The organism is Streptomyces sp. RFCAC02 (assembly GCF_004193175.1).
Taxonomy (GTDB): domain Bacteria; phylum Actinomycetota; class Actinomycetes; order Streptomycetales; family Streptomycetaceae; genus Streptomyces.
Map to the genome: position 1 here is coordinate 3786577 of NZ_SAUH01000001.1, position 23854 is coordinate 3810430.

Below are 23854 nucleotides of genomic sequence, written 5' to 3' on the forward strand. Positions count from 1 at the left end.
ACCAACCTCGACACCTCGCCGGCGCCGGCCGCCGGGCGGGCGGGCACCGAGCCCGTGCGCGAGGGGCGCCGCCGGATGACGTACCCCGTCGTCCTGCTGCTGCTCGCGGGCGCGCTGGTGCTGCTTTCGGTCGTCCGGTGGGCGACCGACGAGAACAGCCTGACGGCGACCGCGCAGTGGACGGCGGCGATGACGTTCGCCGTGCCGATCGGGCTCGCGGGCCTGGCCGGTCTGTGGGCCGAGCGCTCCGGCGTCGTGAACATCGGGCTCGAGGGCATGATGATGCTCGGCCTGTTCGCCGCCGGCTGGGCCGGCTGGCAGTGGGGGCCGTGGGTCGCGGTACTCGCCGGGATCGTGGGCGGCGCGCTCGGCGGCCTGGTGCACGCGGTCGCGACGGTGACGTTCGGCGTGGACCACATCGTGTCCGGTGTCGCGATGAACATCCTGGCGCTCGGCGTCGTGCAGTTCATGGCGAAGGAGTGGTTCGGCGCCGAGGGCAGCGAGGCGGCGGCCGCGGGCGGCAACGACAAGCAGTCCCCGCCGATGGAGCGCCTGGAACCGTTCACCGTGCCGGGGATCTCCGACTGGCTGGGCGATCTGGCGGACAAGCGCTGGTTCCTCGTCTCCGACCTCGCGGGCATCCTGCGCGCGGCCGTGCACGAGGTGTCCTGGCTGACGCTGCTCGCGATCGTCCTCTTCGTCGGGTCGTACTGGCTGCTGTGGCGTACGTCCTTCGGGCTGCGGCTGCGTTCCTGCGGCGAGAACCCGCAGGCCACCGAATCCCTCGGCGTGAACGTCTACGCCTACAAGTACGCGGCCCTCGCCGTCTCGGGCGGTCTCGCCGGCCTCGGCGGCGCGTACCTCGCCGTCCTCATCCGCATGTACCAGGACGGGCAGACCGGCGGGCGCGGCTACCTCGGCCTCGCCACCATGATCTTCGGCAACTGGCGGCCCGGCGGCATCGCCACCGGCGCCGGCCTGTTCGGCTTCATGGACGCCCTCCAGACGCGCGGCGGCGGCGGCGTGGTCCACGCGACGCTGCTGCTGTTCGCGGTGGCGCTCCTCGGCCTCTCGGTGTGGTGGTTCACGCGCGGCAAGCGGCTGCAGGCCGGCGTCGGTGTCGTCGTGGCGGCGCTGCTCGGCGTGTGGTTCGGGCTCACGGACGAGATGCCGCTCGAACTGGTCAGCGCCAGCCCGTACCTGACGACGCTGCTGGTCCTCACCCTGTTCGCGCAGCGGCTGCGGCCACCGCGCGCGGTCGGCAAGCCGTTCCGGAGGGGACAGGGCGGATGACCGAGAATCGGGACATGACCGCCGTCGACTGGCCGGCCCTGCGCGCCGCCGCGCGGGACGCCATGTCCCGCGCGTACGCCCCGTACTCCCGCTACCCGGTGGGCGCCGCCGCCCTCGTGGACGACGGCCGCACCGTCTCCGGCTGCAACGTCGAGAACGCCTCGTACGGTCTCGGCCTGTGCGCCGAGTGCGGGCTCGTCTCGGCGCTGCACGCCTCGGGCGGCGGCCGGCTGACGCACTTCACCTGCTGCAACGGCGCGGGCGACCGCATCACCCCGTGCGGCCGGTGCCGCCAGCTCCTGATGGAGCACGGCGGTCCCGGCCTGCTCGTGGACACGGCGGACGGCGTACGGCCCCTGTCCGACCTGCTGCCGGACGCCTGGCACCTGGCGCAGTAGCCACGACCGCACGACCACGGACAGGAACGACGCATGCACACCCCCGACGCCATCTCCGTCATCCGCGCCAAGCGCGACGGCGCCGCCCTCACACCGGAGCAGATCGACTGGGTCGTCGACGCGTACGTCCGCGGCGAGGTCGCCGACGAGCAGATGTCCGCCCTGGCGATGGCGATACTGCTCAACGGCATGGACCGCGCCGAGATCGCCCGCTGGACCGCCGCGATGATCGCCTCGGGCGACCGCATGGACTTCTCGTCGCTGCCGCTGCCCACGGCCGACAAGCACTCGACGGGCGGCATCGGTGACAAGATCACGCTGCCGCTCGCGCCGCTGGTCGCGGCGTGCGGGGCGGCCGTCCCGCAGCTCTCGGGGCGCGGCCTCGGGCACACGGGCGGCACGCTCGACAAGCTGGAGGCCATCCCCGGCTGGCGGGCGCGGCTGTCGGGCGAGGAGATGCTGCGCGTGCTGCGCGAGACGGGCGCGGTGATCTGCGCGGCGGGGGAGGGCCTCGCGCCGGCCGACCGGAAGCTGTACGCGCTGCGCGACGTGACGGGCACCGTGGAGTCGATCCCGCTGATCGCCTCGTCCATCATGTCGAAGAAGATCGCGGAGGGCACGGGCGCGCTGGTCCTCGATGTGAAGACGGGCTCCGGCGCGTTCATGAAGACCGAGGCGGACGCCCGCGAGCTGGCCTCCACGATGGTGGAGATCGGCACGGACAACGGCGTGCGGACGGTCGCGCTCCTGACCGACATGTCGACACCGCTCGGGCTGACGGCGGGCAACGGCCTGGAGGTGCGCGAGTCCGTCGAGGTGCTGGCGGGCGGCGGCCCCGCCGACGTCGTGGAGCTGACGCTCGCCCTGGCCAGGGAGATGCTGGACGCCGCCGGGCTGCCGGACGCCGATCCGGCACGGGCGCTGGCGGACGGTTCGGCGATGGACCGGTGGCGCCGCATGATCGCCGCGCAGGGCGGTGACCCGGACGCGCCGCTGCCCGTGGCCCGGGAGACCCACACGGTGCCGGCGCCGGCGACCGGCGTCCTGTCGGTGCTCGACGCGTACGCCGTGGGGATCGCCGCGTGGCGGCTGGGCGCGGGCCGGGCGCGCAAGGAGGACCCGGTGCAGGCGGCGGCCGGCGTGGAGATGCACGCGAAGCCGGGCGACCGTGTGGTGGCGGGCGAGCCGCTGCTGACGCTGCACACGGACACGCCGGAGCGGTTCCCCGGCGCGCTGGCCGCGCTGGAGGGCGACGCCGTCGTCGTGGACACGTCCGGCGCCGAGCCCGCCGCACGTCGCGGTGTGATCATCGACCGCGTGGCCTGACGGACCGCCGTACGGCCCCCGCGCGCGCCGGCGCGCGGGACCTGCCGTCCGCCTCCCGGCCGCCCGGCGTTCGTCCCGTGGGCCGGATCGCTTGACCTGATCAGGTCCGATGGCGAGTACCCTGAAGAGCGGTTGCGGTGGAACGACACGGCGGGAGGTGAAGCTGCCATGCGCAGTGACCCTCCCAGTCATCCCCCGCGCCACGTCTGACGGCCCAGGAAACGATCGTTCCGCCTGGGGCGGCAGGCGTGTGCGCGCACCTCGGATGCCCGTGCCCGCTCTCCGTTCCCCGGGGGTTTCTCCGTCATGACCCATCTTCCCGCGCTGCTGGAGGAGCACGACCTCGCCGGCGCCCTCGAATGGCTGGAGACCCAGCCGCCGTACGCCATCGCGGACGAGATCGCGCGCATGGACGCGGTCGAGTCCGTCATCTCCTTCCGGCTCCTCGACAAGGACCGTGCGCTCGAGGTCTTCGAGGAGCTCGATCCGGTCGACCAGCAGCAGATCCTCGAAGGGCTGCGCGACCAGGCGTTCCGCGACCTGGTGGAGGGCATGGACCCGGACGACCGGGCGCGCATGCTCAAGGAGGCGCCGGCGAAGGTGGCGCAGCGCGTCCTCGCCGGCCTGTCCGCGCACGAACGGCAGATGACCGCCGCGCTCCTCGGCTACCCCGAGGGCGCGGTCGGCCGCTACATGACGCCGGAGACGGTCGCGCTCCAGCAGGACCTGACCGTCGGCCAGGCCCTCGAAGTGGTGCGGCTGCGCGGCGGCCGTGCCGAGACCATCTACACGCTGCCGGTCGTGGACCGGGGCCGCCGCCTCACCGGCATCGTGGAGCTGCGGGAGCTGGTCCTCAGCGAGCCGGACGCCATGGTGTCCGACCTGGTCGTGACGGAGCCGCCGAAGGCACGGGCCACCGACCTGGCGGAGACGGCCGCCCGCCTGATGCGGGAGACGAACGTCCTCGACCTGCCCGTCGTGGACAGCGAGGACCGGCTCGTCGGGCTGCTGACCAGCGACGACGCGTTCGAGGTCATCGAGGCGGCGGACAGCGAGGACGTGGCACGGCAGGCGGGCGCCGAGCCGCTGGAGCGGCACTACATGGCGGCCAGCGTCTTCCAGCTCTCGCGGACGCGCATGCTGTGGCTGATGCTGCTGCTGGTCGCGGCGACGATGACGGTCACGGTGACGCAGATGTTCGAGGACGAGCTGGAGTCGGCGACGCAGCTCGCGCTGTTCGTGCCGCTGCTCATCGGCACGGGCGGCAACGCGGGCGCGCAGGCGGCGACGGCGGCGGTCCGCGCCCTCGCGGTCGGCGAGGTACGGACGTCCGACCTGCTGCGCGTGATCTGGCGCGAGTGCAGGACCGGGGTGCTGCTCGGCGCGATGCTCGCGGTCGTGGGGTTCGTGGTGGGCGTGTTCTTCGTCGATCCGGACGTGGCGCTGGTCGTCGGCATCACGCTCGTCGTGATCTGCGCGTGGGCGTCGACGGTGGGCGGGACGATGCCGCTGCTGGCGAAGAAACTGCGCATCGACCCGGCGGTGGTGTCGGCCCCGATGGTGACGACACTCGTGGACGCGTCCGGCCTGATCATCTACTTCATGACGGCGAAACTGGTCCTGGGCATCTGACGCGGCGGGCGCCGCCGGCCGTCCTTGGCGTGAATGGGCACTGTCAGGCCGTCCACCACGGCAGGACACTGGCGTGGCGCGGCCAGTGGAGCACCGTCCGGAGGAGCCGGCATGACGTCATCCCGTCCGTCCCGATCCCGACACGGCATGGCGCGCGGCGCCTCGGTCGTCCTCGCCGGTGTCCTGTGCGTGCTGCCGTGGGGGGTGTCGCCCGCGCAGGCCCAGGGGACCACGATCGACCCTGCCTCACGGAACTACGACTGCTGGCTCCGGTGGGCGGACGACCTGCAGGATCCCGCCATGCAGACGCAGGACCCGATGTGCTGGCAGGCGGTCCAGGACGACCCGCTTGCGGTCCAGCGCTGGGACGAGGTCTACCGCGACGACACCGTCACGCCCGCCGACGGCGAGATCTGCAGCGCCGGCCGCACGGCCGCCGGGCGCTACGACTCCCTGGACACGCCGGGTCCCTGGCACACCACCCCCGTCACCGACCCGGGGGGCTCGTTCTCCGTCAACGTGCACGACATGGTCCGCGACGGCGCCGACCTCATCTGGATCTGGGTCACCGAGCAGGGCTTCGACCCGGAGACCGAGCCGCTGACCTGGGACGACCTCGTCCTCGAACGTACCGAGGGCTCGTTCGAGCCGGACTGGGGGGACCCCTCTCCGGAGCCCCACCTGCCCGGCGGCACGTACGAGGTCGTGGTCGGTGCGCCCGGCCGCACGGGGCACCACGTCGTCGTCACCCAGTTCAAGCTGACGGGCTCGACGCGGACCCACTGGCTGTGCAGCGACGTCGACTTCTCCTGAGGCGCGCCCTGAGGACTCAGTAGCCGTAGCCCCAGGATGTCTCGATGTAGTAGCAGTCGGAGTACAGCGTGCCCGATGTCAGGTCCCAGCCGCCCGAGTACGGCGTGACCGAGCCGTCGGACACCGCGCGGGCCACCACCGTGTAGTCGCCCGGCGGCAGGGACAGGGTGCGGGACGGCAGTCCGTCCGCGTACGTGCAGGCGAACTGGCCGCCGCCACCGCCCGCGTCGACCGTGACCCGGCCGGTCTCGGGACCGGTGTAGAGGATCTCCAGCTCCTCGGCCGACCCGTTGATGATCTGCACCTGGCTCGTGCCGCCCGGGGCGCTGCCCGCCTCGGAGGGCGGCGGCAGCGTGCCGGCGCTGCCGCCGGCGTCGATCTCGGCGATCTCGATCGCGATGAGCAGGTCCTCGGCGTCGTCGGCGCGGGAGCCGCCGTCGTCGGCCACCTGCTGGGCCATCTCGCGGGCGCGCTCCCAGTCGGCGTCGTCGAACGCCTCCTCCGCGCACCCGTACAGCGCGTCCCGCTTCGCGTCGGCGGCACGGTCGGCGTAGTCGCCCGCCACCTCGTCGAACACGTCGATGGCGGCGCAGGCGTCGCCGTCGTCGGCGCGGGCGCGGCCGCAGTCGTAGCGGGAGTGGTTCAGGGCCGCCTCGGCGCGGCCGGCGAGGTCGGCGTCGTCGCCCGCGGCGGCGACCGCGTCGGTGTAGCTGCCGATGGCGTCGCAGTACGCGTGGTCCGCGCGCCGCGTCTCGCCGCAGCCGAAGTACGCGCCGGGCAGGGCCGCGTCGGCCCGCTCGGCCAGGTCGCGGGCCTCGGCCCTGTCGTCCTCGCCCGACAGGGCGGCGAACGGCGCGAGCTGCCCGACCGCCGCGCAGTGGTCCTCGGCGGCCAGGGCGGGCGTGCCCCCGGTCCACAGGGCCTCGATGCGGTCGGGGACGAGCGCGGCCTGCTCGGTGTCCGGCTGCTTCTCGGCGAGCGCCGCGTAGGCGTTGATGGTGGGGAGGTAGCGGTCGGGCCCCTCGCCCTCGGCGGCGAGCGCGGCCTCGGCGAGGCCGTCGGCGTGGTCGAGCCGCAGTCCGGCGAGGTGGTCGTCCGCGTCCCGCCAGACGGGGTCGCCGCCGCCGTAGCCGTCCAGGTAGGTCTGGTAGCCGTCGATGGCGTCCACCAGTTCGCCCGCCTCCTCGCGCTCCCGGGCGGCGGTGAGGTCGGCGCAGCGCGCCACCTCGGCGCGGGCGTCGCCCGCGGCGGGCGTGAGGGTGAACTCGTAGCGCACGCGCATGGCGTCTGCGTAGTGCGGCAGCGCCGCCGCGCAGTCGCCGTCGGCGTGCGCCGCCTGGCCCGCGGCGAACGCGTCGGCCGGGGTGCCGCGGAACAGGACGAGGCCCGTCGTCGCGAGGCCGAGCACGACCGCGCCCGTGACGGCGGCGATCCACGGCCGGCGCGGTTCGAGGACGCGCCGGGGCTTCTTCAGGCGCCGGTCCTGCGTCCACTTCCAGCCGCCGCGGGCGAGGAACACGAGCCACAGGGCGTAGAGGGGAACCCAGAAGCCGGGCGTGTCCGACGCGTTGACGGCGTTCGCGACGATGACGAGCAGTCCGGAGGTGATCAGCGCGAGGACGCCGAAGGCCGGGATGCCCGCGTAGAAGTAACCCGCGCCGGTGCCGGTGGCGTTGAGGAGTGCCGCGGCGACCGCGGAGAGGCGGTGTCCTGGCGGGTGGTCCGGCGGTTCCTGCCGGGCCGGCTGCTGCCCGGGCGGGGTCGTCGGTTCGTCCTGTGCGTCCATGGTGCCCCCGTATAGGTACGCGACAACGCTGCCCGGTATAGCACCGGCATGGTCGGCCGTGGACCGGTTTCGCTCGGAATTCCCCTCAACGGTGCGCGATGGGTGACGAGTTGATACCCGCTCGTATCATCCCGCCCGACCACCGCCCCGTGACCGCGCCGGGGCGGACGGGGGCCGGTGCCCCTGAACGAGGGGACCATGGCGGCATGGCTCTGAAGAGGACGACCGTCATGGTCGACGAAGAGGATCTCGCCCTGGTCGAGGAGGCGGCGGCGCGGGAGGGCCGGCCGGTGTCGGAGTACGTTCGGGAGGCTTTCCACCTCACGGCACTGCGCACCCGACGCTGGCACGAGGAGTGGGACATCCCGAGCCTTGATTTCGGTGGCCCGGTCGCCGCTGAGGACATCGACCGTGCGGTCCGGTCCGGTGCGGCGTGACGGAGACCGGGACCGTCCGTCCCTCCGATCGCCGGGACTTCCGGGCGGTGACACCGCTCCCCGGTCACCACGCGTTCCGGTCGCCGCCGACGGCCTATGGGAACCATCCGGTCCGTGCGGTCCGTCCTCCTCGGCTGGGCCGGGGACGGACCGCCGCGCCGCGAGTCAGACTTCGCGGATGTCAGCGACGAATGCGCTGAACGTCGCACGCCCCAGCAGCAAAGCGGGGCCGTCAGGGTCCTTGGAGTCGCGAATGGCGATGCCGCCGTGGGTGGGGGTCACGTCGGCGACTGAGACGCACTGGGACTCGCTGCCGCTGTATGACGATGTCTTCCAGACTGCGCCTGCGAAGTCAGGTGCCATCAGTGCGCGCCTGTTCTCGGTCACGTGTACGGTCCTTCCAGGAACTCGTGGAGAAGGTCCCGCGTCTTGTCCGCGGGCAGTGCGACAGAGGCGAAGTGGTCGAACTCCGTTGCCAGGAGTTCGAGATGCGTCGCATCTTCTGTATGAGTCCCTCCCAGCTGATTGTCGACGCTGGCTACCGGCAACCAGGGGTGTCGGAACGTCAGGAGCGTGGCCGGACCGTTCGACACGTACGACGGGTGGGTGGTGAGGGGGAGAACCTGTAGCTCGACGTTCGGCATCTCGGAGGCGTCGAGCAGCTTCCGGATCTGGTCGCGCATGATCGCACTCGACTCGAACCGGGCGTGCAGCGCTGCCTCGGGAACCAGTGCATGGAGCTGGACCGGGTTCTCCTCACGGGTGAGGACTGCCTGCCGAGCGATGCGGATGTGCACCAGCATTTCCGCCCGCCGTTTGGTCGGTGCGGTCGGGGCTCGACTGATGATCTCCCGCGCGTATCCGGCTGTCTGGAGCGGGCCGGGGATGATCACCTGGTGGTGGATGCGGATGGTCTCCGCCTCGTGCTCCAGCTCGATGAAGTCGAGATAGTTCGGGGCGATGCGCCCCGTGTACGGAGCCCACCAGCCTGTTCCGGGCGGCTCCTCGGCGACCTTGGCTACCTCTTCGACGGCGGCCAGGTCCTCGACGCCGAGCTTCGCGCACAACTCGCGTACCTCGTCGCCGGAGACGCGATAGAGACCGCGCTCGATTCGAGAGAGCCGCGTCGCGTCCCAACCCATGGCGTCGGCAGCGGCGCCCGACTTCATCACGGGCTCACGCCAGCGGCGCAGCTGAGCGCCAACCCGGCGTCTCCAGACAGTCGGCGTCGCCCTCTTCTGCGTCATGGGCGCAGTGTCGCACGTCCTCAACTGACCCGACCATGCGCACATCAGTTCTCTCCCTTTGCTCTTCCCGTCGCAGCCTTGCGAAATGACCGCCAAAAGGAGCACTCTAGGAGCCCGGCGGGACATGACTGCTTTTCAAATCATGATCGACGGCTACGAGCCGTCATGCCCACCGTTCATAGGGCCTTGGTGGATGCCTGGCCGCTACAAGCCTGAGAGCGAGGCGATGGCGATGTTCGTAACTCCTCAGCACGCTGCACTCCGCAGCGCTGTCGCCCGTCCGTTACTGGCTTGCCTCTCCGGAAACAGCACGCTGCTGCCTCGCCCGCGTCTCGGGACTGAGCGGTGAGCGCCATCCACGGGTCGGGAGCAGCCGTCGCGGGCACGCTCTGGCTGGTGTTCGGCGCCCGCGCTTACGACGCAGTGTCCCGCGCAGTGGGCATCGCACAGCTCTTCCAGGACGCCCGGCACTGGATATGGGTGGAGAACGCGCCGGCCGAGCCGGTACGGGTCCTGCTCCGCCCTGTCGGGATTGCACTTCGCTGCTGGTGGTGGGCGGAAGTGGGGGACCTTCGTCCGGCGCCTCTTCCTGAGTGCCCTGGCGACATGGAAGACCTGCTCGGTTCGATGGTGGGGCGGTGATCGCGCCATGCAGCACCGACGGTCCGGCCGCAGCCGAGCCGGCGACCTGGGGGGAAGCCGCCTCCTGGGTGGTGTCCGCCGGCACGCCGATGGGCGATGTGCTGGCGGCCTGGACCTGTGGACGGGCCGTCGTGGTGCCGGTCGGGACGCGGTGGGACGTGGTGCGGGTCCTGCGCCCGGCCGGGCGCGAAGTTCTGGCCCGACTACGGGCGTCCGGCGTCATGGTGGGGCCGGTGCTGGAGGTGCCGGCGCGCGAGGTTCTGGAGTTCGTCGTGACAGTCGGTACGGCACGGTCCTGGACGCCTCTACGGGGGACCACGTGCGTCGGGTTCGCACGGCCGGGGGTGAGCCGGTTCCCGGCCCCGGACGCATCAGCTCGGAGACAGGCGGCGGCGTGCGGGCGGTTCTGGCGGTCCCCGCTGAACCCCGCCGTGGCGCCAGTGACGAACGGTGGCCTCGTGCGGGAGCTGGTGGCAGCCGTCGTGGACGAACAGCGGCTCCGCCGTGTCGCTCTACTGCCAGGAGGAGGTGACCGAAATGTATGATTCAGCCTTTCTGCCTCTCTGGGTGCCCTCGGCCGCAGACGCCACCGTCGGGTCCGCCGCTGCGGCGGTGACGCAGACCGACGTCGCGACGCTCACCTGGGTCGGGATCGCACTCCGGGCGAGCCTGAAGTGCTGGCGGTGCGGTGAGACGGAGGAGCGGCTGACTCGGCGCGGCGTCGTGGAAGGCCTGTATGGCGCCGTACCGCTGTTTCTCTGCCCGGCCTGCGCGGCGGCTCAAGAACGCATGTACTTCACGGCGTGCGGGCTGCCGTCGGCTGCTGAGCAGCAGGCGCCGGAGCAACCAGCCCCGGGGGTGGCTGATCCGCTGTCGGCGCGCGATGGGAGCCATCCATGGTGAGAACGTCCTCTGTCCGGACTGCCCCGGCCCGGCGCACACTGCGCAGCACGCTCGGTTACCTCGCCAAGCCGGCGGCCGACCCGACAGCGCATGCCTCGGCCGCCTGCCGAGCAGCACGGCGCCCTCGGCGATGTCGTCCGCCGTGGAACGACCCCCGCTCTCCTCGCCACTCCACTCCCAGAGGGTGGGGGCGTTGCCGGCCGTTCACCCGGAGCGTGGTTCATCGCCGCCCCGAAGAGCGGACGCTCGGACTCCTCCGCCCGGCAACCCGGTCCGGCGCGAAGACCGCACCCCGACACCGCAACCAGCAGGGAGGCCCCATGCCAACCGCTCCCGTGGCAAGCAGTGACCTGGCTCTTTCAACAGTCCTCGTAACGCGATCACAGATGGCTAGGGTGATGCCATGACTACGGTCCGAGACACGGATGACACAGCGGCCTCGCTCCGAGCGGCCATGGTGAGCGAGCTGCGCGAGATGGGCGTGTTCGAGTCCGAGGCGGTCGCGAAGGCTGTCGAGACGGTGCCCCGGCACCTGTTCGCGGCCGACGAGCCCTTGGAGTCGGCGTATGCCGCGAACAAGGCTCTGGTGGTCAAGCGGGATGAGTCCGGCAACGCTCTCAGCTCGCTGTCGGCCACGCACATTCAGGCGGTGATGCTCGAACAGGCCAGGATCGAGCCGGGGATGCGGGTCCTCGAGGTGGGCTCCGGCGGCTACAACGCCGCGTTGCTCGCTGAACTGGTCGGTGACACCGGCACCGTGATCACCGCCGACATCGACGCGGAGATCGCGGACCGTGCTCGCGCCTGCCTGGATTCGGCCGGCTACGGGCGCGTCCAGGTCGTGCTGGCCGACGCGGAGGGTGGCGTTCCGGATCACGCGCCGTTCGACCGGATCATCGTCACAGCGGGAGCCTGGGACATCCCGCCGGCGTGGCTGGAGCAGGTGTCCGAGCGGGGCAGGATCGTGGTCCCGCTGCGGATGCGTGGCCTGACCCGGTCGATTGCGTTCGATCGCGACGGCCGGAATCTCGTCAGCGCCAGCTACCGCCTGTGCGGCTTCGTGCCGATGCAAGGCAGTGGCGCCTACACCGAGCGGGTTGTCCCGGTCGCGGACGGCATCAAGCTCCAGGTCGACGACCAGCGTCAGGAGTTCGACACCGAGGCCCTGGCTGCCGCTGTGCGCACGCCGCGGGTGGAGCTGTGGTCGGGGGCCGCGTTCGACATGCCCGATGAGCTGGAGTTGTTCCTGGCGACCAGTACACCGGAGATCGTGATGCTGCACGGCAGCAAGCAGCTGGCCGACCAGGGCGTACTCGCGCTGTCGGTGACGCGCGGCGTTCCGGCTCTGGTGGTCGGCGGCAGCTTCGCCTACCGGACCAAGCGGCCCAATGAGGAGACCGGCGGCTTCGAGAGCGGGGTGTTCGCCCACGGACCCGAGGCTGAGAAGGCCGCCGCGCGGTATGCGGACCTGCTGCGCCGGTGGGCGTCCGACCACCGGCGGCGCGGGGCCGCCCGAATCCGGTACGTCCGGATGCCCGAGGGTACGGCCGAGCCGTCTGCGGGGGTCGTGGCAAAGCGGTTCGGAGCCGTCGAGGTCTCCTGGACGTAGTCTCCCCGCTCCCGGTGGGAAGCCGGGGGCGGGGCTGTATGCACCACCCAACTCTCAGAAGGAGGTTGTTGTGTCCGTGCAGTCCGAGAAAGCGGTGGCTACGGTCCCCGCAGCAGAAGAGGGCCAGGAGGGGACCGGCGACGGCTGGGACCTGGATGTCTCCATCATCGAGTCCGGCCCCGAGGCCGACAGGCTCATCCAGATGACCGACGACGGCTGCGGTCAGACCTGCGAGTCCGCCTGCTCGACGACCTGCCCGTAAGCCGTCCGGATTCTCTGCTCGTGGTGTCCGGCCGCCGTCGCGGCCGGACACCACACGGCAACAGGGGGTGGCTGGTGTACGAGTACATCGATGCGGCGGTGCTGCGAGCGGCGGCCTGGCCACCGGATCGCCGCATCCTGATCTGGCCCGATCTGACCGGCGAGGGCGACGGAGTGCCGTGGCGATCGTGGCTGGAGCAGACTTGGCAGGTCCCCGGCTTCGCCGCCGCTGTTGAGCAGGCAAGCCCGGTGCTGGCAGACCGCGTCCGGCAGATCTGCAACGGTCGGCTGCTGCCCGACCCGGTCGTCCGCAAGGCGGTGGTGGCTCTCATGCGCTACCTGCTGCGCGCTTCGAGTCGGGCCACCCCGTTCGGTCTCTTCGCCGGGGTAGCGCCCGCCCGCATCGGCGGCGTATCGGCAGCCCGCATCGGCACCGGCCACCAGGCCGCCGTTCGTCCCGACGCCACCTGGCTTGCGACGGTGGTCGAACACCTGGAAGCCGACCAGCTGCTCCAGCCCCGGCTAACGGTCCAGGCTCATCCGCTCGCGGTGCAGCGGGACGGTCATGTGGTGCTTGAGCATCGTCCTGCGAGCGGCAGTGGTGCCCCGGAGCATGTACGAGTCCGCCTCACCACACCCGTCAAGGCGGCGCTGGACGCCGCACACATACCCATCCGCACCGCGGATCTCGCGGCCGAACTGGCCGCTGACTTCCCCCATGTCCCCGGTTCGACCGTCAACCGGCTTCTGGCGGAACTGATCGCCCAACGTCTCCTGATCACGAACCTGCGCCCGGCGACCACGGAGACGGACCCGCTCGCCCACGTGCTGACCGTCCTCGGCACTGCGGCTGCCGAGGACACCGCCCCGGCCGCAGAGGCTTCGGCGAAGTTGCGCGAGATCGCCCACGCCCTGGGACAGCACAACAGCAACACCGACCCGGCGGCCGCCCACGAACAGCGTGCCGAGATCGAGCCGGTGATGCGCGACCTCGGTCCGGTGGCCGGACCGGTGCTGTCGGTCGACCTGCGGTTGGACGCCGAGGTGGCCCTCCCCCGGGCGGTCGCGGCAGAGGTCGCTCGGGCGGCGACTGCGCTCATCAAACTCTCGGCCCGCCCCGCGCTCTCCCGTGCCTGGGTGGCCTGGCACGGCCGTTTCCTGGAACGCTACGGCCCGCGCGCTGTGGTACCGCTCCTCGACGCAGTGGACGGCGACACAGGCCTGGGCTACCCGGCCGGTTTCCTCGGCGGCCCGCCCACCGCGGGCACTGCCCCTTTGAGCGAGCGGGACACCAAGTTGCTGACGCTCGCCCAGGGCGCCGCTCTGCGACGTCAACACGAGATCGTGCTGGACGACGCCATGGTCACCGACCTTGCCGAGGAGAGCCCGGACAGACGCATCCAGCCCACCACAGAGCTGACCGTACGTATCGGTGCCCGCAGTCTGCGGGCTCTGGACGAGGGGGAGTTCGTGTTGGCCGTCGTCGGGGTCTCACGGTCCGCCGGGACGACGACCGGCAGATTCCTCAGTCTGCTCGACAGGCACGACCGAGAGCGGATGGCGGTGGCGTACGCGACGGCGTCCACCGCGACCGAGCACGCGCTGAGGGTTCAGGTCATTGCTCCCCCGCTGTATGCGGGCACCGGCAATGTGGCACGGACCGCGCAGGTGTTGCCCATCGCCGTCCTTCTCGCCGAGTTTCACCACGCCGGTACAGCGGACCTGGTGCCCATGGGGGACATCGCCGTGACTGCGGACGCCCACCGCCTCTGCCTGGTATCGACCTCGCGGCGCCGCCCGCTGGAGTTCGTGACCATGAACGCGGTGGAGCCCACCCGCCGCACCCATCCACTGGTGCGGTTCCTCACCGAAGCCACGCATGCTCTGAGCGTTCCGTGCACCACTTTCGACTGGGGAGCGGCGGCCAGCCTGCCGTTCCTGCCCGCGCTGCGCTACGGACGCACGTTCCTCGCGCCGGCGCGCTGGCGACTCACCGCCGCCGACCTCACCGACCCCGCAGACGACTGGAGTCGGTGGGACCAGTCCCTGACCGAATGGCTCGTCCAGACCCGGGTGCCGAGCACTGTCCACCTGGGTGAGGGTGATCAGCGTCTCCGCCTCGATCTGGACGAGTCCTCCCACCGGGCACTGTTGCACATCCACATGCAGCGCAACGGCAACGCGGTCCTGCGCGCCGAAACGGCAGCCGACGCGGGATGGCTCAACGGCCACCCTCACGAAGTCGTCATCCCTTTCGCCACCACCGCCAGCCCCGCTCCTGCGCCGTACTGGCTCGACGCCGCCCCGGTGACCGGACGCGAGCATGGCCGTCTGCCCGGCTGCGACGGGCAGTTCCTCGTCAAGCTCTACGCACACCGTGGCCGTCACGCGGACATCCTCACCCGCCACCTTCCGGACCTGCTCCAGCGGTTGCGCGTGGGTGATGACGAGGCGCGGTGGTGGTTCCTGCCCTACCGCGACCCCGACGAACACCTGCGGCTGCGCTTGGCCGTCCCGGACAGCCGGGCCGCCGACGCCGCTGCGGCAATCGGCGCCTGGACCCGGAGGCTGCGTCGGGCCGGGCTCCTGGCCCGGGTGCAATGGGACACCGACTTCCCCGAGACAGCTCGCTTCGGAGGCCCTCAGGTGTGGGAGGCCGCCGAAGCGTACTTCGCGGCGGACTCAACGGCCGCTGTCGCGCAACTGACCGCCTGCACGGCGACGGGCGGGCGCGACCGGCGGGCCGTGACCGCCGCCAGCATGCTCGATGTGGCCATCGGCCTGATCGGCGACGCGGGCGAGGCCATGCGGTGGCTCATCGACAGTGCCCAGGCCACCCGCACAGCCCCGGACCGAAGCTTGTACGACCAGGCGATCGCACTGGCCAACCCCCACGGTCGCACCGACCTGGCCCGTATGCCTGGAGGCGAGGAAGTCATCGCCCAGTGGACCCGGCGGCGCATGGCGTTGACCGTATACCGCAGCGCTCTCGCGACCGCGGGAACTCTCGCGGCGACCGCCCTGCTCCCGGAGCTGCTGCACCTGCACCACACCCGCATGGCCGGCCTCGACATGGAGGCCGAACGCCGCTGCGTGCACCTGGCCCGCGCCGCGGCCCTCAGTTGGACCGCCCGCGCAACCCAAGGAGCATCGTGAAGCCGCTACCGCAGGCCGCGGCCCTGGCCGACGTACTCACCGAGGAGTTGTCCGACCCGCGCACCGCCTGGGGTACGGCACCGCCGGGCGGCCGGGCGTGGCCGCAGTCCCTCGCCGGCGGCGCCGCCGGCATCGCGCTGCTCCACATCGAGCGCGCCCGCTGCGGGTTGGGTGACTGGGACACTGTGCACACCTGGCTGACCGCGGCCGCCGCCGACGACCTGACAGCTGCCGCGAACGCCAGCCTCTACATGGGAGCGCCCGCCCTGGCGTTCGCCATGAACGCCGCGGCAGCGACCTCCTCCAACCGGTACCAGCGGGCCTTGAAGCAGCTGGACGACGCCACGATCACCGTCACCCACCGCCGTCTGGCCCACGCGCACGCCCGCATCGACCGGGGCGACGAACCGCCGGAGATGAAGGAATTCGATGTGATTCGCGGGCTCGCCGGACTGGGCGCCTACCACCTCAGACGCCACCCGGATCACCCGATCACCGCCGAAGTCCTCGCCTACCTGGTGCGCCTGACCGACGCCCGCCCCAACGATCTCGGCCTCCCGGCGTGGTGGACCGATGTGGCGCCCAACGGCACCGAGAGTCCCGACTGTCCCGGAGGGCACGGGAACTTCGGCATGGCCCACGGCATAGGCTCCGTCCTCGCCCTCCTGTCCCTGGCCATTCTCGACAACCTGGCCATCCCCGGCACGCGCGACGCGGTGGAACGGATCTGCGCCTGGACGGACCAGTGGCTCCAGCACGACGCCACCGGCCCCTGGTGGCCCGGCTTCATCACCGTCGACCAAGCCCGACAGCACCACGTCGATCCGGCACTCCGGCCCCGGCCCTCGTGGTGCTACGGCATCGCCGGCAGCGCCCGAGCCCAGCAACTTGCCGGCATCGCCTTGGGTGACAGCGCCCGCCAGCAGACCGCCGAGCACGCCATGGTCACCACCCTCCAGGACCCGGTCCAGTTGGAGAAGCTCACCGAGACCGGGCTCTGCCACGGCACCGCCGGGCTGCTCCAGTCTGCCTGGCGGATGGCCGACGACGCCCGCACCTCCGCGATCGCCGACGAACTGCCCCACCTGACCGACCGGCTCATCCAACAGATCACCCACGTCCACCCGCGCGACCCCGAACTCCTGGACGGCACCGCCGGCACAGCGCTCGCCCTCCAGACCCTCGGCAACAACACCGCCCCGGAATCCGGCTGGGACGCCTTCCTCCTCCTGGCATAGAAGAGACGGAGCCGAACCCGCATGGACACCACCTGGCGGCAGATCACCATCACCTTCGGCGACTGGGCCACCGCCGAGCAGACGGTCCTCACCCACCTTGCCCCGCGCCTGGCCACCGCCGAGACCGTTCGCTTCATCGGCCCCTGGTTCTTCCTCCGCAAGAACCCTTCCTGGCGCTTCCGCTACCAACCACCCGGCGACCCCACTGCGGCTGAGGACCACCTCCTGCATACCTTCGGCTCCCTTCAGCGCGACCACCACCTCGCTCTCGTCACCCCCACGATCTACGAGCCGGAAATCCACGCCTTCGGCGGACCGGAGGCCATGACCAGTGCCCACCGGCTCTTCGCCCTCGACAGCCATCACTTGGTCGACCACCTCGCCCGTCACCCGGGCCGACCGCATCGCCGTGAACTGTCGATCCTGCTGTGCACGGCGCTGCTCCGCGCCGCCGGCCTCGACTGGTACGAACAGGGAGACGTCTGGGCGCGCGTGGCCGACCACCGTGACCCTCCCCGAGCCTTGCCCGACCACCGCCTGAAAAGGCTGCGGGACGGTCTGCGGCACCTGATGACCGCCGATATCACCCAGCTCACCCGTGAAGGCGCCCCGCTCACTGTTCCCGCCGCTTGGCCGCAGGCCTTCACCAGCGCAGGCCACGATCTCGCGGCCCTCGCGTCCGCCGGTCGGCTTCATCGCGGACCGCGTGCCGTGCTGGCCCACCACATCATCTTCGCCTTCAACCGGATCGGTCTCCCGCACGCGACCCAGGCCACCCTTGCCACCGGCGCCAAAGCCGTCGTCTTCGGTCCGGACCCCTCCATCGACGACCAGAGCGCACAGGGAGCCTCGGCATGATGGGGTCGCTCCTGTCCTGGTTCCCACTCATCCAACGGCCTCGCCCTCCCGCGCTCCCCCTTGACGCCCGGATCTCCCAGCTGACGGACCTGGCCATGCGACCCGCCATCGGGGATGTCTACGAACAGGCCGTCCGCGCCGCCGAGATCTGCAACAAGGCGGCCCTCATCGCCTCGGACTGCGCCCTCCCCGACCTCGCCCGCGCCTTGTGCTGGTCTCAATACAGGGTGTTCGCCCAGGCTCGGCCGCTTCCCCCGTGGGCGGTGAAGCTCGCTCTCCAGCCGATCCTCAACATCGCCCGGCAGCTCATCCGCGAAGGCGACGGCAACAGCGCCTACATCACGCTCGAAGCTCTCTTCCGTGCGGCCCGCGACAGGTCCTCCGTCGAGATCGCCGGACGGACCGTCGCTCTGCACACGCTCACCAGCACCACGGACGACCACAAGACCGTGTGCACTCTGACGTGGACGGCGCTCCTGGCCGATGGCACCCGTGCCCTGGTCCAGGCCGGCCGCTGGCAGGAAGCCGCCGAAGCAGCAGCCACCCACCACGGTGTCGGCGCCCGGCTCCTCGACGGTCGGCAGATCACCATCCTCGCCCTCGTTCAAAACGGACGGCACGACGAAGCAAGGAGGCTGGTCGAGACGAGCCGGCCCTCCGAACCGTGGGAAGAAGCGGTACAGAGCCTGCTGCGTGTCCTCTGTCGAGGCACCGGTTCCGCACCGGCGACGCACATCGACGAGATGCTCAACACCATCCTCGCGCTGCGGCAACAACCCGCCCCCGGCACAACCGTCTTCCTCACCCGAGTCGGTATCTCCGCGCTGATCCTGGCAGCGGACCACGACGACGAACGGACGCACCAACTGCACAGGGACGTCCTCGCCATGGCCCGATCCGACGCCTACGCGGCCCGTGACACCCTCGCGCACTCACAGTTCAGAAACGCGTTGACAGCCAGCCAGCACAGCGCTCTGACCAGTACGGTCCACGCCTCTGGACTTGGTATGGGGACAGCGCCAGCACCCTTGAACAGCGATCTGATGGGAGCAGTGCAGGCGGCTGAGGACCAGCTTCGTTGCTGCCTCGAACTCAGTACGGACACCTCAACCACCGCATGCTCTCCTGGCGGCTGACGCACCGCGCTGACCTTGCCGGAGCCATGGCACGGAACGCGTGGCTTACAGTGCCCGTGACGCAACTACCTGCGCGGGCGGACCGCCACGGGACCGGGGTCGGGTCGTGAATAGGATGGCCGCCGTCCCCCCTTTCGGAAGGCCCTCATGTCCCCGGCTCAGCCGTACCCGTCCGCTGCCCGCAGGGTGCTGCTGACGGGGGGCAGCGTGTTCGACGCCGCGACCGGGCAGGTGCGCCCCGGCGAGATCGTGATCGGGGACGGACGGATCACCGCCGTCGGTGCGGGCACCGGCTCGCTGGACGGCGACGAGGCCGTGGACACGTCGGGCTGCCTGCTGCTGCCCGGCTTCGTCGACTGCCACACGCACGTCGCGCTCGCCGCCACGCGGCAGGACACCTTCGGACTGCCCCGGTCGGCGCGCGGTCTTTCGGCCGTGCCCGTCCTGCGCACGCTGCTGCGGCGCGGTGTGACGACCGTGCGGGACGCGTGGGGCGCAGACGCGGGCGTGCGGCTCGCCGTGGAACGCGGCTGGATCGAGGGACCCGAGGTCCTCCTGTCGCTGCGGCAGGTCTGCACGACCGGCGGCATCGGCGACCACTGGTCGCCGCGGACCGGGCCGTTCGACTTCTTCGGCGACCCCGCGATGCCGGACCCGGTGTTCGACGGCGAGGACGGCGCGCGTGCGGTGGTGCGGCGGATGGTGCGCGCCGGTGCCGACTGGATCAAGGTGACCGCCACCGGGTCGCTGAGCGCGGGCCTCGGGGTCACCGACACGCAGATCACGCCCGGGGAGATGGCCGCCATCGTGGACGAGGCCCGCCGGCAGGGCGGGCGCGGCGTCATGGTGCACGCGCACGGCGCGCGGGCCGCGGAGGAGGCGGCGCGCGCGGGGGCGCGCAGTGTCGAGCACGGCACCTTCCTGGACGAGGCGGCCGTCACGGCGATGGCGGAGTCCGGGACGTGGCTCGTGCCGACCCTCTCCGTGACCCAGAGCGGCGACGGCGACGGGGAGGCGGCCGAGGCGCACCGGCGTTCCGTACGGCTCGCGGCCTCCGCGGGCGTCCCGGTCGCCATGGGCACCGACAACCCCGTGCGCCCCCACGACGAGGTCCTCCGCGAGATCGACCACCTCGCGCACGCGGCGGGGCTCGGCCCGGCCCGTGCGCTGCGCGCCGCAACCCTGGACGCCGCGCGGCTCCTCGGCCTCGACGGCGACCGGGGCGAGATCGCGGCCGGGAAGCGCGCCGACCTCGTGCTGCTGTCCGGCACCGGCCTGGCGACCGGCGCGCTGTCGGAGCGCGTGCGCGCGGTGTGGCGGAGTGGCCGTCGTGTCACGCTTCAGGACGGCGTGTGAAGGGTAAGCGGACACTGTGAACACCGAGGGGCGCGGCGGCGCTTGGCTGCTCGTGGTCGCGCTCGTCGCCTTCGCCGCCCTCGTGCTGCCGAACGTGCTGGGCGACGGCGACCTCATGGCGCTTCCGGCCGAGCGTCCCGCGACGCCGCAGCCCGCGCCCGCGCCGAGCGATGACCCCGAGCCGCCCGAGGACGCGACGGGCGAGGCGTTCGCGGCCGTGCGCGCCGGCGACTGCCTCGCGGTGTACGACACGGGCACGGGCGAGTGGAGCAGCGATCTCCCGGCCCGCGTCCGCTGCGACGCGGCCGAGGCGCATGTGCGTGTGACGGACGTGCTGGCGCAGACGGCCGACTGCCCGGAGGGCGCCGGGCGGAGCTTCTGGTCCTACACGTGGGGCGTGCAGACGGTGGCCCTGTGCCTTGAGCGGCAGTTCGAGCCGGGGGACTGCATGCTCGGCCGCACCGCCGACGACGGGGACGACGGGGTCGTGCAGGCCGGGCTGCTGACCGTGGTGGACTGCGACGCGCCCCACCTGCCCGAGGGGTACGACCGGGTGCTGCGGGTCACGGGCGTCCAGGACGCGGCGGAGGTGACCGACGGGCCGCGGTGCGCCCGCGCGGCCACGGACACCGGCGAGTACTGGTACTGGCTGGTGAACGGCGGGCGCACGCTGGTCTGCACCGTGGAGCACCGTTCCGCCGGCCGGGAGTGACGGGCGTCAGCGGGTGGCGAGCCACATGACGCCGGCGCACACCACCGGGAGGATCACGAAGCCCGCCCCGATCGGCACCAGCAGCGGAAGCCCCGCGAGGAAGCCCAGCAGGCAGTAGCCGCCGGCCACCATGGACAGTGTGTGCTGTGCACGGGCGGGACCGTGGCGATTGAGCCGTACGAGCAGCGCCGTGTACACGGCGGCCCACAGTCCCGCGCGGGGTTCGCCGACGCAGACCGCTTCGAAGAGATCGGACGCCCAGCGGTAGGCGCCGTAGCCGAGAAGGTCCTCGCGCGCGACCGTGACATCGCGCAGGTAGGGGTCGATGGCCAGGGAAGCGGCGTCAGTACTGCCGACGTGGTGCCGCAGCCATTCGGAGACCACCAGTGCCGCCAGGCCCAGGCTGTGCAGCAGCCCGGACCACGGACCGACGGCGCGCTGCCGCAAGGACGGGCGTTCGTGGCCCGGCAGGCTCTCGGCCGTCGCGTACGTCTCCACTCACAGCACCTTCGCACCAGGCCCGTCCGGGCCACAACCATGGCGGAGGCCGGGCCACCCGCCCCGGTGTACGGAGCGGACGGCCCGGCCTCCCCGGGGCGCGCCGTCAGGCGGCCGTCGCCAGCGCACGGCGCTCCCCGCGCGCCCGGTGCGTGGCGTACAGGGTGATCCCCGCCGTCACCGCGAGCGCGGCCAGGCCGAACAGCACAGGCCCCTGCCAGCCCGCCGCGTGGTAGAGCACGGCGCCCGTCGTGCCGCCCGCGCTGGCACCCAGGTAGTACGCCACCTGGTACAGCGCCGACGCCTGCGCCCGGCCGTGCGTCACCGTACGGCTCACCGAGCCCGAGGCGACCGCGTGGCCGAAGAAGAACCCGCCGGTCAGCAGCACCAGGCCCGCCAGCACCGCGACCAGGCTGGCCACCAGCGTCAGCAGCAGACCCGCCGCCACCGCCGCGATCGCCAGGTACAGCGCGCCGCGCCGCCCCAGCCGGCCCAGGGCCGGACCGGTCATCGACGACGAGACGGTGCCGACGAGGTAGACCACGAAGACCGAGCCGGCGAGCCCCGCCGACAGGTTGAACGGGGCCTCGACCATCCGGAAGCCGATCACCGTGTACACGGCGCTGAACGCCGCCATCAGCAGCGCGCCGATTGCGTACAGCCGCAGCAGCAGCGGGCGCGAGAGGTGGCCGCCGACCGTGCGCAGCACCAGGCGGGGCCGCAGCGGAGCGGGCGAGAAGTTGCGGGACGGCGGCAGCAGCAGCCGGAACGCGACGGCCGCGACGAGGCCCATCACCGCCACCGCGCCGAGCGCGGCGCGCCAGCCGTACGCCTCGGCGACCCAGCCGGTCATCACGCGACCCGTCATGCCGCCGACGCTGTTGCCCGCGATGAACAGGCCCACGGCGCCGACCGCCGCCCGCGGCGCCATCTCCTCCGTGAGGTACGCCACCGCCGACGCCGGGACACCTGCGATCGCCGCGCCCTGGAGCGCGCGCAGGACCACCAGCGTCGACAGGTCGGGCGCGAACGGGATCACCGCGGCGAGCGCCACGGCCGCCGCGACCGACACCGTCATCATGCGCCGCCGCCCGAACCGCTCGGACAGGGTGCTCAGCGGCAGCACCGCGACGGCGAGGCCGATCGTCGTGGCGGACACGGTCCAGCTCGCGGCGTCGGCGCCCACACCGAGGCCGGACGACAGGTCGGGCAGCAGCGCCTGGGTCGAGAAGAGCATCGCGAACGCGGCGAGGCCGAGCGCGAAGAGGGCGAGACGGATACGGACGGAGCGGGAGAGCCGGGAGGTGTGGCCGGCCTTCGGAGACGTACGCACGTGTGAAGTGGTGGTCGGGACGGGCGTTTCGGAGCCGGTCGCGGTGGCGACCTTCCCCTTTGCTGCGGTGGGCATACGGCAAACGTAGAACCGCCGGTTCGATGCGTCCAATGCACGGATCTGCCACTATTGATGCACTGGTGCATATAGCGAGATGAGGGGCGGGCATGTCATCGTCCGGCAACACACGTGATCTCCGCGACACGCGGCGGCGCCGGCCCGAGGGAGAGCGTCCCGGACCGGCCGCCGACCTCGAACCCGACTCCTGGGCCATGCGGTTGAGCCCGCGGCTCGCCCAGTTCGCCGCCGTCGCGCGCCGCGAGCACATCACCGGGGCCGCACGCGACCTCGGCGTCCCGCAGTCCACCGTCAGCCGGGCCATGACGCGCCTGGAGGCCGACCTCGGTGTCGAACTCCTCGCGCGGCACGGCCGGACCGTCTCCCTCACGCGCGCGGGCCGCGACCTCGCCCGCGCGGTGGAGCGCGCGCTGGCCGACCTGGAACGGGCCGCCGAGGCCGTCCGCACCGACGCCGACCCGGCGGCCGGCAGGGTCGCGTTCGGCTTCCTGCACACGATGGGCCCCGAGACCGTGCCCGCGCTGCTGCGCGACTTCCGCAAGGACTACCCGCGGGTACGGTTCTCCCTCGTCCAGAGCTACGGCGAGGACATGATCGACCGCATGCGGTCCGGCGAGCTGGACCTCTGCCTCACCTCGCCCGTCCCCGACGAACCCGACCTCGTGACGCGCCGGCTCGACGAGCAGCGCCTGCACCTCGTGGTCCCGGCCGACCACCGGCTCGCGGGGCGGCGCCGCGTCCGGCTCGCCGAGGCGGCGGAGGAGCCGTTCGTCACCCTGGAGACGGGGTACGGGCTGCGCCGGCTGACCGAGGCGCTGTGCGAGCGGGCCGGGTTCAGGCCGCGCATCGCGTTCGAGGGCGAGGAACCCGACACGCTGCGGGGCCTCGTGGCGGCCGGGCTCGGCGTCGCGCTCCTGCCGCCGCCCACGGTGCCGCGCCCCGAGGTCCGCGAACTCGCCGTCACCGCCCCGCGCGCCGCCCGCGAGATCGGGGTCGCCTGGCCGATCGGCCGTCCGGACACCGCGCCGGTCGCCGCGTTCAAGAAGTTCCTGCTGAGCCGCCGCGGCCGTCTCACCGGCGCCCCGGCGCAGACCCCCTGATCACTCCGCAGGGCGTCGCACCACTGTCCGGGGCCGGGCGTG

At 72.1% G+C, this 23854-nt stretch carries 21 protein-coding genes; 16 read left to right on the forward strand and 5 right to left on the reverse strand.

What is annotated here, in order from left to right; all coding sequences use genetic code 11:
• Window positions 1–54 precede the first annotated feature (54 nt).
• From EMA09_RS17535 to EMA09_RS17555, 5 genes are all read left to right on the forward strand, one after another.
• Complete coding sequence (locus EMA09_RS17535; protein WP_240796681.1) at window positions 55–1293, forward strand: ABC transporter permease; 1239 nt, start codon at window positions 55–57, stop codon at window positions 1291–1293.
• 14 nt (window positions 1294–1307) lie between these two features.
• Window positions 1308–1691, forward strand: coding sequence for a cytidine deaminase (locus tag EMA09_RS17540; protein ID WP_129841968.1), 384 nt, complete (start codon window positions 1308–1310; stop codon window positions 1689–1691).
• A gap of 33 nt (window positions 1692–1724) precedes the next feature.
• On the forward strand, window positions 1725–3017 hold the full coding sequence (locus tag EMA09_RS17545) for a thymidine phosphorylase (protein ID WP_129841969.1): 1293 nt from the start codon (window positions 1725–1727) through the stop codon (window positions 3015–3017).
• A 306-nt stretch (window positions 3018–3323) separates the two neighbouring features.
• Window positions 3324–4649, forward strand: coding sequence for a magnesium transporter (mgtE, locus tag EMA09_RS17550; protein ID WP_129841970.1), 1326 nt, complete (start codon window positions 3324–3326; stop codon window positions 4647–4649).
• Window positions 4650–4760: 111 nt separating this feature from the next.
• On the forward strand, window positions 4761–5462 hold the full coding sequence (locus tag EMA09_RS17555; protein WP_129841971.1) for a lytic polysaccharide monooxygenase: 702 nt from the start codon (window positions 4761–4763) through the stop codon (window positions 5460–5462).
• A 16-nt stretch (window positions 5463–5478) separates the two neighbouring features.
• Here the strand turns inward: EMA09_RS17555 and EMA09_RS17560 are convergent, their stop codons facing one another.
• The gene (locus tag EMA09_RS17560; protein ID WP_129841972.1) at window positions 5479–7248 is read right to left on the reverse strand and encodes a hypothetical protein; all 1770 of its coding nucleotides are present in this window, start codon (window positions 7246–7248) and stop codon (window positions 5479–5481) included.
• A gap of 206 nt (window positions 7249–7454) precedes the next feature.
• Between EMA09_RS17560 and EMA09_RS17565 the strand changes: the two genes are divergently transcribed.
• Window positions 7455–7685 carry a ribbon-helix-helix protein, CopG family gene (locus EMA09_RS17565; protein WP_129841973.1) on the forward strand — a complete coding sequence of 77 codons (231 nt, stop codon included), beginning with the start codon at window positions 7455–7457 and terminating at the stop codon, window positions 7683–7685.
• A gap of 165 nt (window positions 7686–7850) precedes the next feature.
• Here the strand turns inward: EMA09_RS17565 and EMA09_RS17570 are convergent, their stop codons facing one another.
• Window positions 7851–8072 (reverse strand): DUF397 domain-containing protein, encoded by a 222-nt coding sequence (locus EMA09_RS17570; RefSeq protein ID WP_346655838.1) that lies wholly within the window; start codon window positions 8070–8072, stop codon window positions 7851–7853.
• Window positions 8069–8932, reverse strand: coding sequence for a helix-turn-helix transcriptional regulator (locus EMA09_RS17575; RefSeq protein ID WP_129841974.1), 864 nt, complete (start codon window positions 8930–8932; stop codon window positions 8069–8071). Before EMA09_RS17575 ends, EMA09_RS17570 begins: the two co-directional genes overlap by 4 nt.
• Before the next feature lie 1146 nt (window positions 8933–10078).
• On the opposite strand from EMA09_RS17575, the gene EMA09_RS17580 reads away from it, so the two are divergent.
• The 9 genes from EMA09_RS17580 (at window position 10079) to EMA09_RS17620 (ending at window position 20803) form a co-directional block, all read left to right on the forward strand.
• Entirely contained in the window at window positions 10079–10477 is a 399-nt protein-coding gene (locus EMA09_RS17580) for a hypothetical protein (RefSeq protein ID WP_129841975.1), read from the forward strand.
• 403 nt (window positions 10478–10880) lie between these two features.
• A complete protein-coding gene (fxlM, locus tag EMA09_RS17585; protein WP_129841976.1) occupies window positions 10881–12086 on the forward strand; it encodes a methyltransferase, FxLD system in 1206 nt (401 codons plus the stop codon).
• 76 nt (window positions 12087–12162) lie between these two features.
• On the forward strand, window positions 12163–12348 hold the full coding sequence (locus EMA09_RS17590; RefSeq protein WP_240796446.1) for an FxLD family lanthipeptide: 186 nt from the start codon (window positions 12163–12165) through the stop codon (window positions 12346–12348).
• 74 nt (window positions 12349–12422) lie between these two features.
• Window positions 12423–15503 (forward strand): lantibiotic dehydratase, encoded by a 3081-nt coding sequence (locus EMA09_RS17595; protein WP_129841978.1) that lies wholly within the window; start codon window positions 12423–12425, stop codon window positions 15501–15503.
• Window positions 15500–16741: a lanthionine synthetase C family protein gene (locus EMA09_RS17600; protein ID WP_129841979.1), complete on the forward strand. Its 1242-nt coding sequence runs from the start codon at window positions 15500–15502 to the stop codon at window positions 16739–16741. Before EMA09_RS17595 ends, EMA09_RS17600 begins: the two co-directional genes overlap by 4 nt.
• Before the next feature lie 21 nt (window positions 16742–16762).
• Window positions 16763–17599: a thiopeptide-type bacteriocin biosynthesis protein gene (locus EMA09_RS17605; protein WP_129841980.1), complete on the forward strand. Its 837-nt coding sequence runs from the start codon at window positions 16763–16765 to the stop codon at window positions 17597–17599.
• A gap of 95 nt (window positions 17600–17694) precedes the next feature.
• On the forward strand, window positions 17695–18735 hold the full coding sequence (locus EMA09_RS17610; protein WP_206305958.1) for a hypothetical protein: 1041 nt from the start codon (window positions 17695–17697) through the stop codon (window positions 18733–18735).
• 147 nt (window positions 18736–18882) lie between these two features.
• The gene (locus tag EMA09_RS17615; RefSeq protein ID WP_129841982.1) at window positions 18883–20091 is read left to right on the forward strand and encodes an amidohydrolase family protein; all 1209 of its coding nucleotides are present in this window, start codon (window positions 18883–18885) and stop codon (window positions 20089–20091) included.
• Window positions 20092–20107: 16 nt separating this feature from the next.
• Entirely contained in the window at window positions 20108–20803 is a 696-nt protein-coding gene (locus tag EMA09_RS17620; RefSeq protein ID WP_129841983.1) for a hypothetical protein, read from the forward strand.
• Window positions 20804–20809: 6 nt separating this feature from the next.
• Here the strand turns inward: EMA09_RS17620 and EMA09_RS17625 are convergent, their stop codons facing one another.
• Together EMA09_RS17625 and EMA09_RS17630 are read right to left on the reverse strand one after the other, a co-directional pair.
• Window positions 20810–21301 (reverse strand): hypothetical protein, encoded by a 492-nt coding sequence (locus tag EMA09_RS17625; RefSeq protein ID WP_129841984.1) that lies wholly within the window; start codon window positions 21299–21301, stop codon window positions 20810–20812.
• Between the two features lie 106 nt (window positions 21302–21407).
• The gene (locus tag EMA09_RS17630) at window positions 21408–22709 is read right to left on the reverse strand and encodes an MFS transporter (protein WP_129841985.1); all 1302 of its coding nucleotides are present in this window, start codon (window positions 22707–22709) and stop codon (window positions 21408–21410) included.
• Window positions 22710–22906: 197 nt separating this feature from the next.
• On the opposite strand from EMA09_RS17630, the gene EMA09_RS17635 reads away from it, so the two are divergent.
• Entirely contained in the window at window positions 22907–23812 is a 906-nt protein-coding gene (locus EMA09_RS17635) for a LysR family transcriptional regulator (protein ID WP_240796682.1), read from the forward strand.
• The last annotated feature ends 42 nt before the right edge of the window (window positions 23813–23854 follow it).

Bases quoted from the DNA above. Each gene is read 5' to 3' on its own strand.
- EMA09_RS17615 (WP_129841982.1), top strand. From the start codon at position 18,883: ATGTCCCCGGCTCAGCCGTACCCGTCCGCTGCCCGCAGGGTGCTGCTG.
- EMA09_RS17605 (WP_129841980.1), top strand. From the start codon at position 16,763: ATGGACACCACCTGGCGGCAGATCACCATCACCTTCGGCGACTGGGCC.
- EMA09_RS17560 (WP_129841972.1), bottom strand. From the start codon at position 7,248: ATGGACGCACAGGACGAACCGACGACCCCGCCCGGGCAGCAGCCGGCC.
- EMA09_RS17555 (WP_129841971.1), top strand. From the start codon at position 4,761: ATGACGTCATCCCGTCCGTCCCGATCCCGACACGGCATGGCGCGCGGC.
- EMA09_RS17635 (WP_240796682.1), top strand. From the start codon at position 22,907: ATGCGGTTGAGCCCGCGGCTCGCCCAGTTCGCCGCCGTCGCGCGCCGC.
- EMA09_RS17630 (WP_129841985.1), bottom strand. From the start codon at position 22,709: ATGCCCACCGCAGCAAAGGGGAAGGTCGCCACCGCGACCGGCTCCGAA.
- EMA09_RS17545 (WP_129841969.1), top strand. From the start codon at position 1,725: ATGCACACCCCCGACGCCATCTCCGTCATCCGCGCCAAGCGCGACGGC.
- EMA09_RS17610 (WP_206305958.1), top strand. From the start codon at position 17,695: ATGCGACCCGCCATCGGGGATGTCTACGAACAGGCCGTCCGCGCCGCC.
- EMA09_RS17540 (WP_129841968.1), top strand. From the start codon at position 1,308: ATGACCGCCGTCGACTGGCCGGCCCTGCGCGCCGCCGCGCGGGACGCC.
- fxlM (WP_129841976.1), top strand. From the start codon at position 10,881: ATGACTACGGTCCGAGACACGGATGACACAGCGGCCTCGCTCCGAGCG.
- EMA09_RS17575 (WP_129841974.1), bottom strand. From the start codon at position 8,932: ATGACGCAGAAGAGGGCGACGCCGACTGTCTGGAGACGCCGGGTTGGC.
- mgtE (WP_129841970.1), top strand. From the start codon at position 3,324: ATGACCCATCTTCCCGCGCTGCTGGAGGAGCACGACCTCGCCGGCGCC.
- EMA09_RS17565 (WP_129841973.1), top strand. From the start codon at position 7,455: ATGGCTCTGAAGAGGACGACCGTCATGGTCGACGAAGAGGATCTCGCC.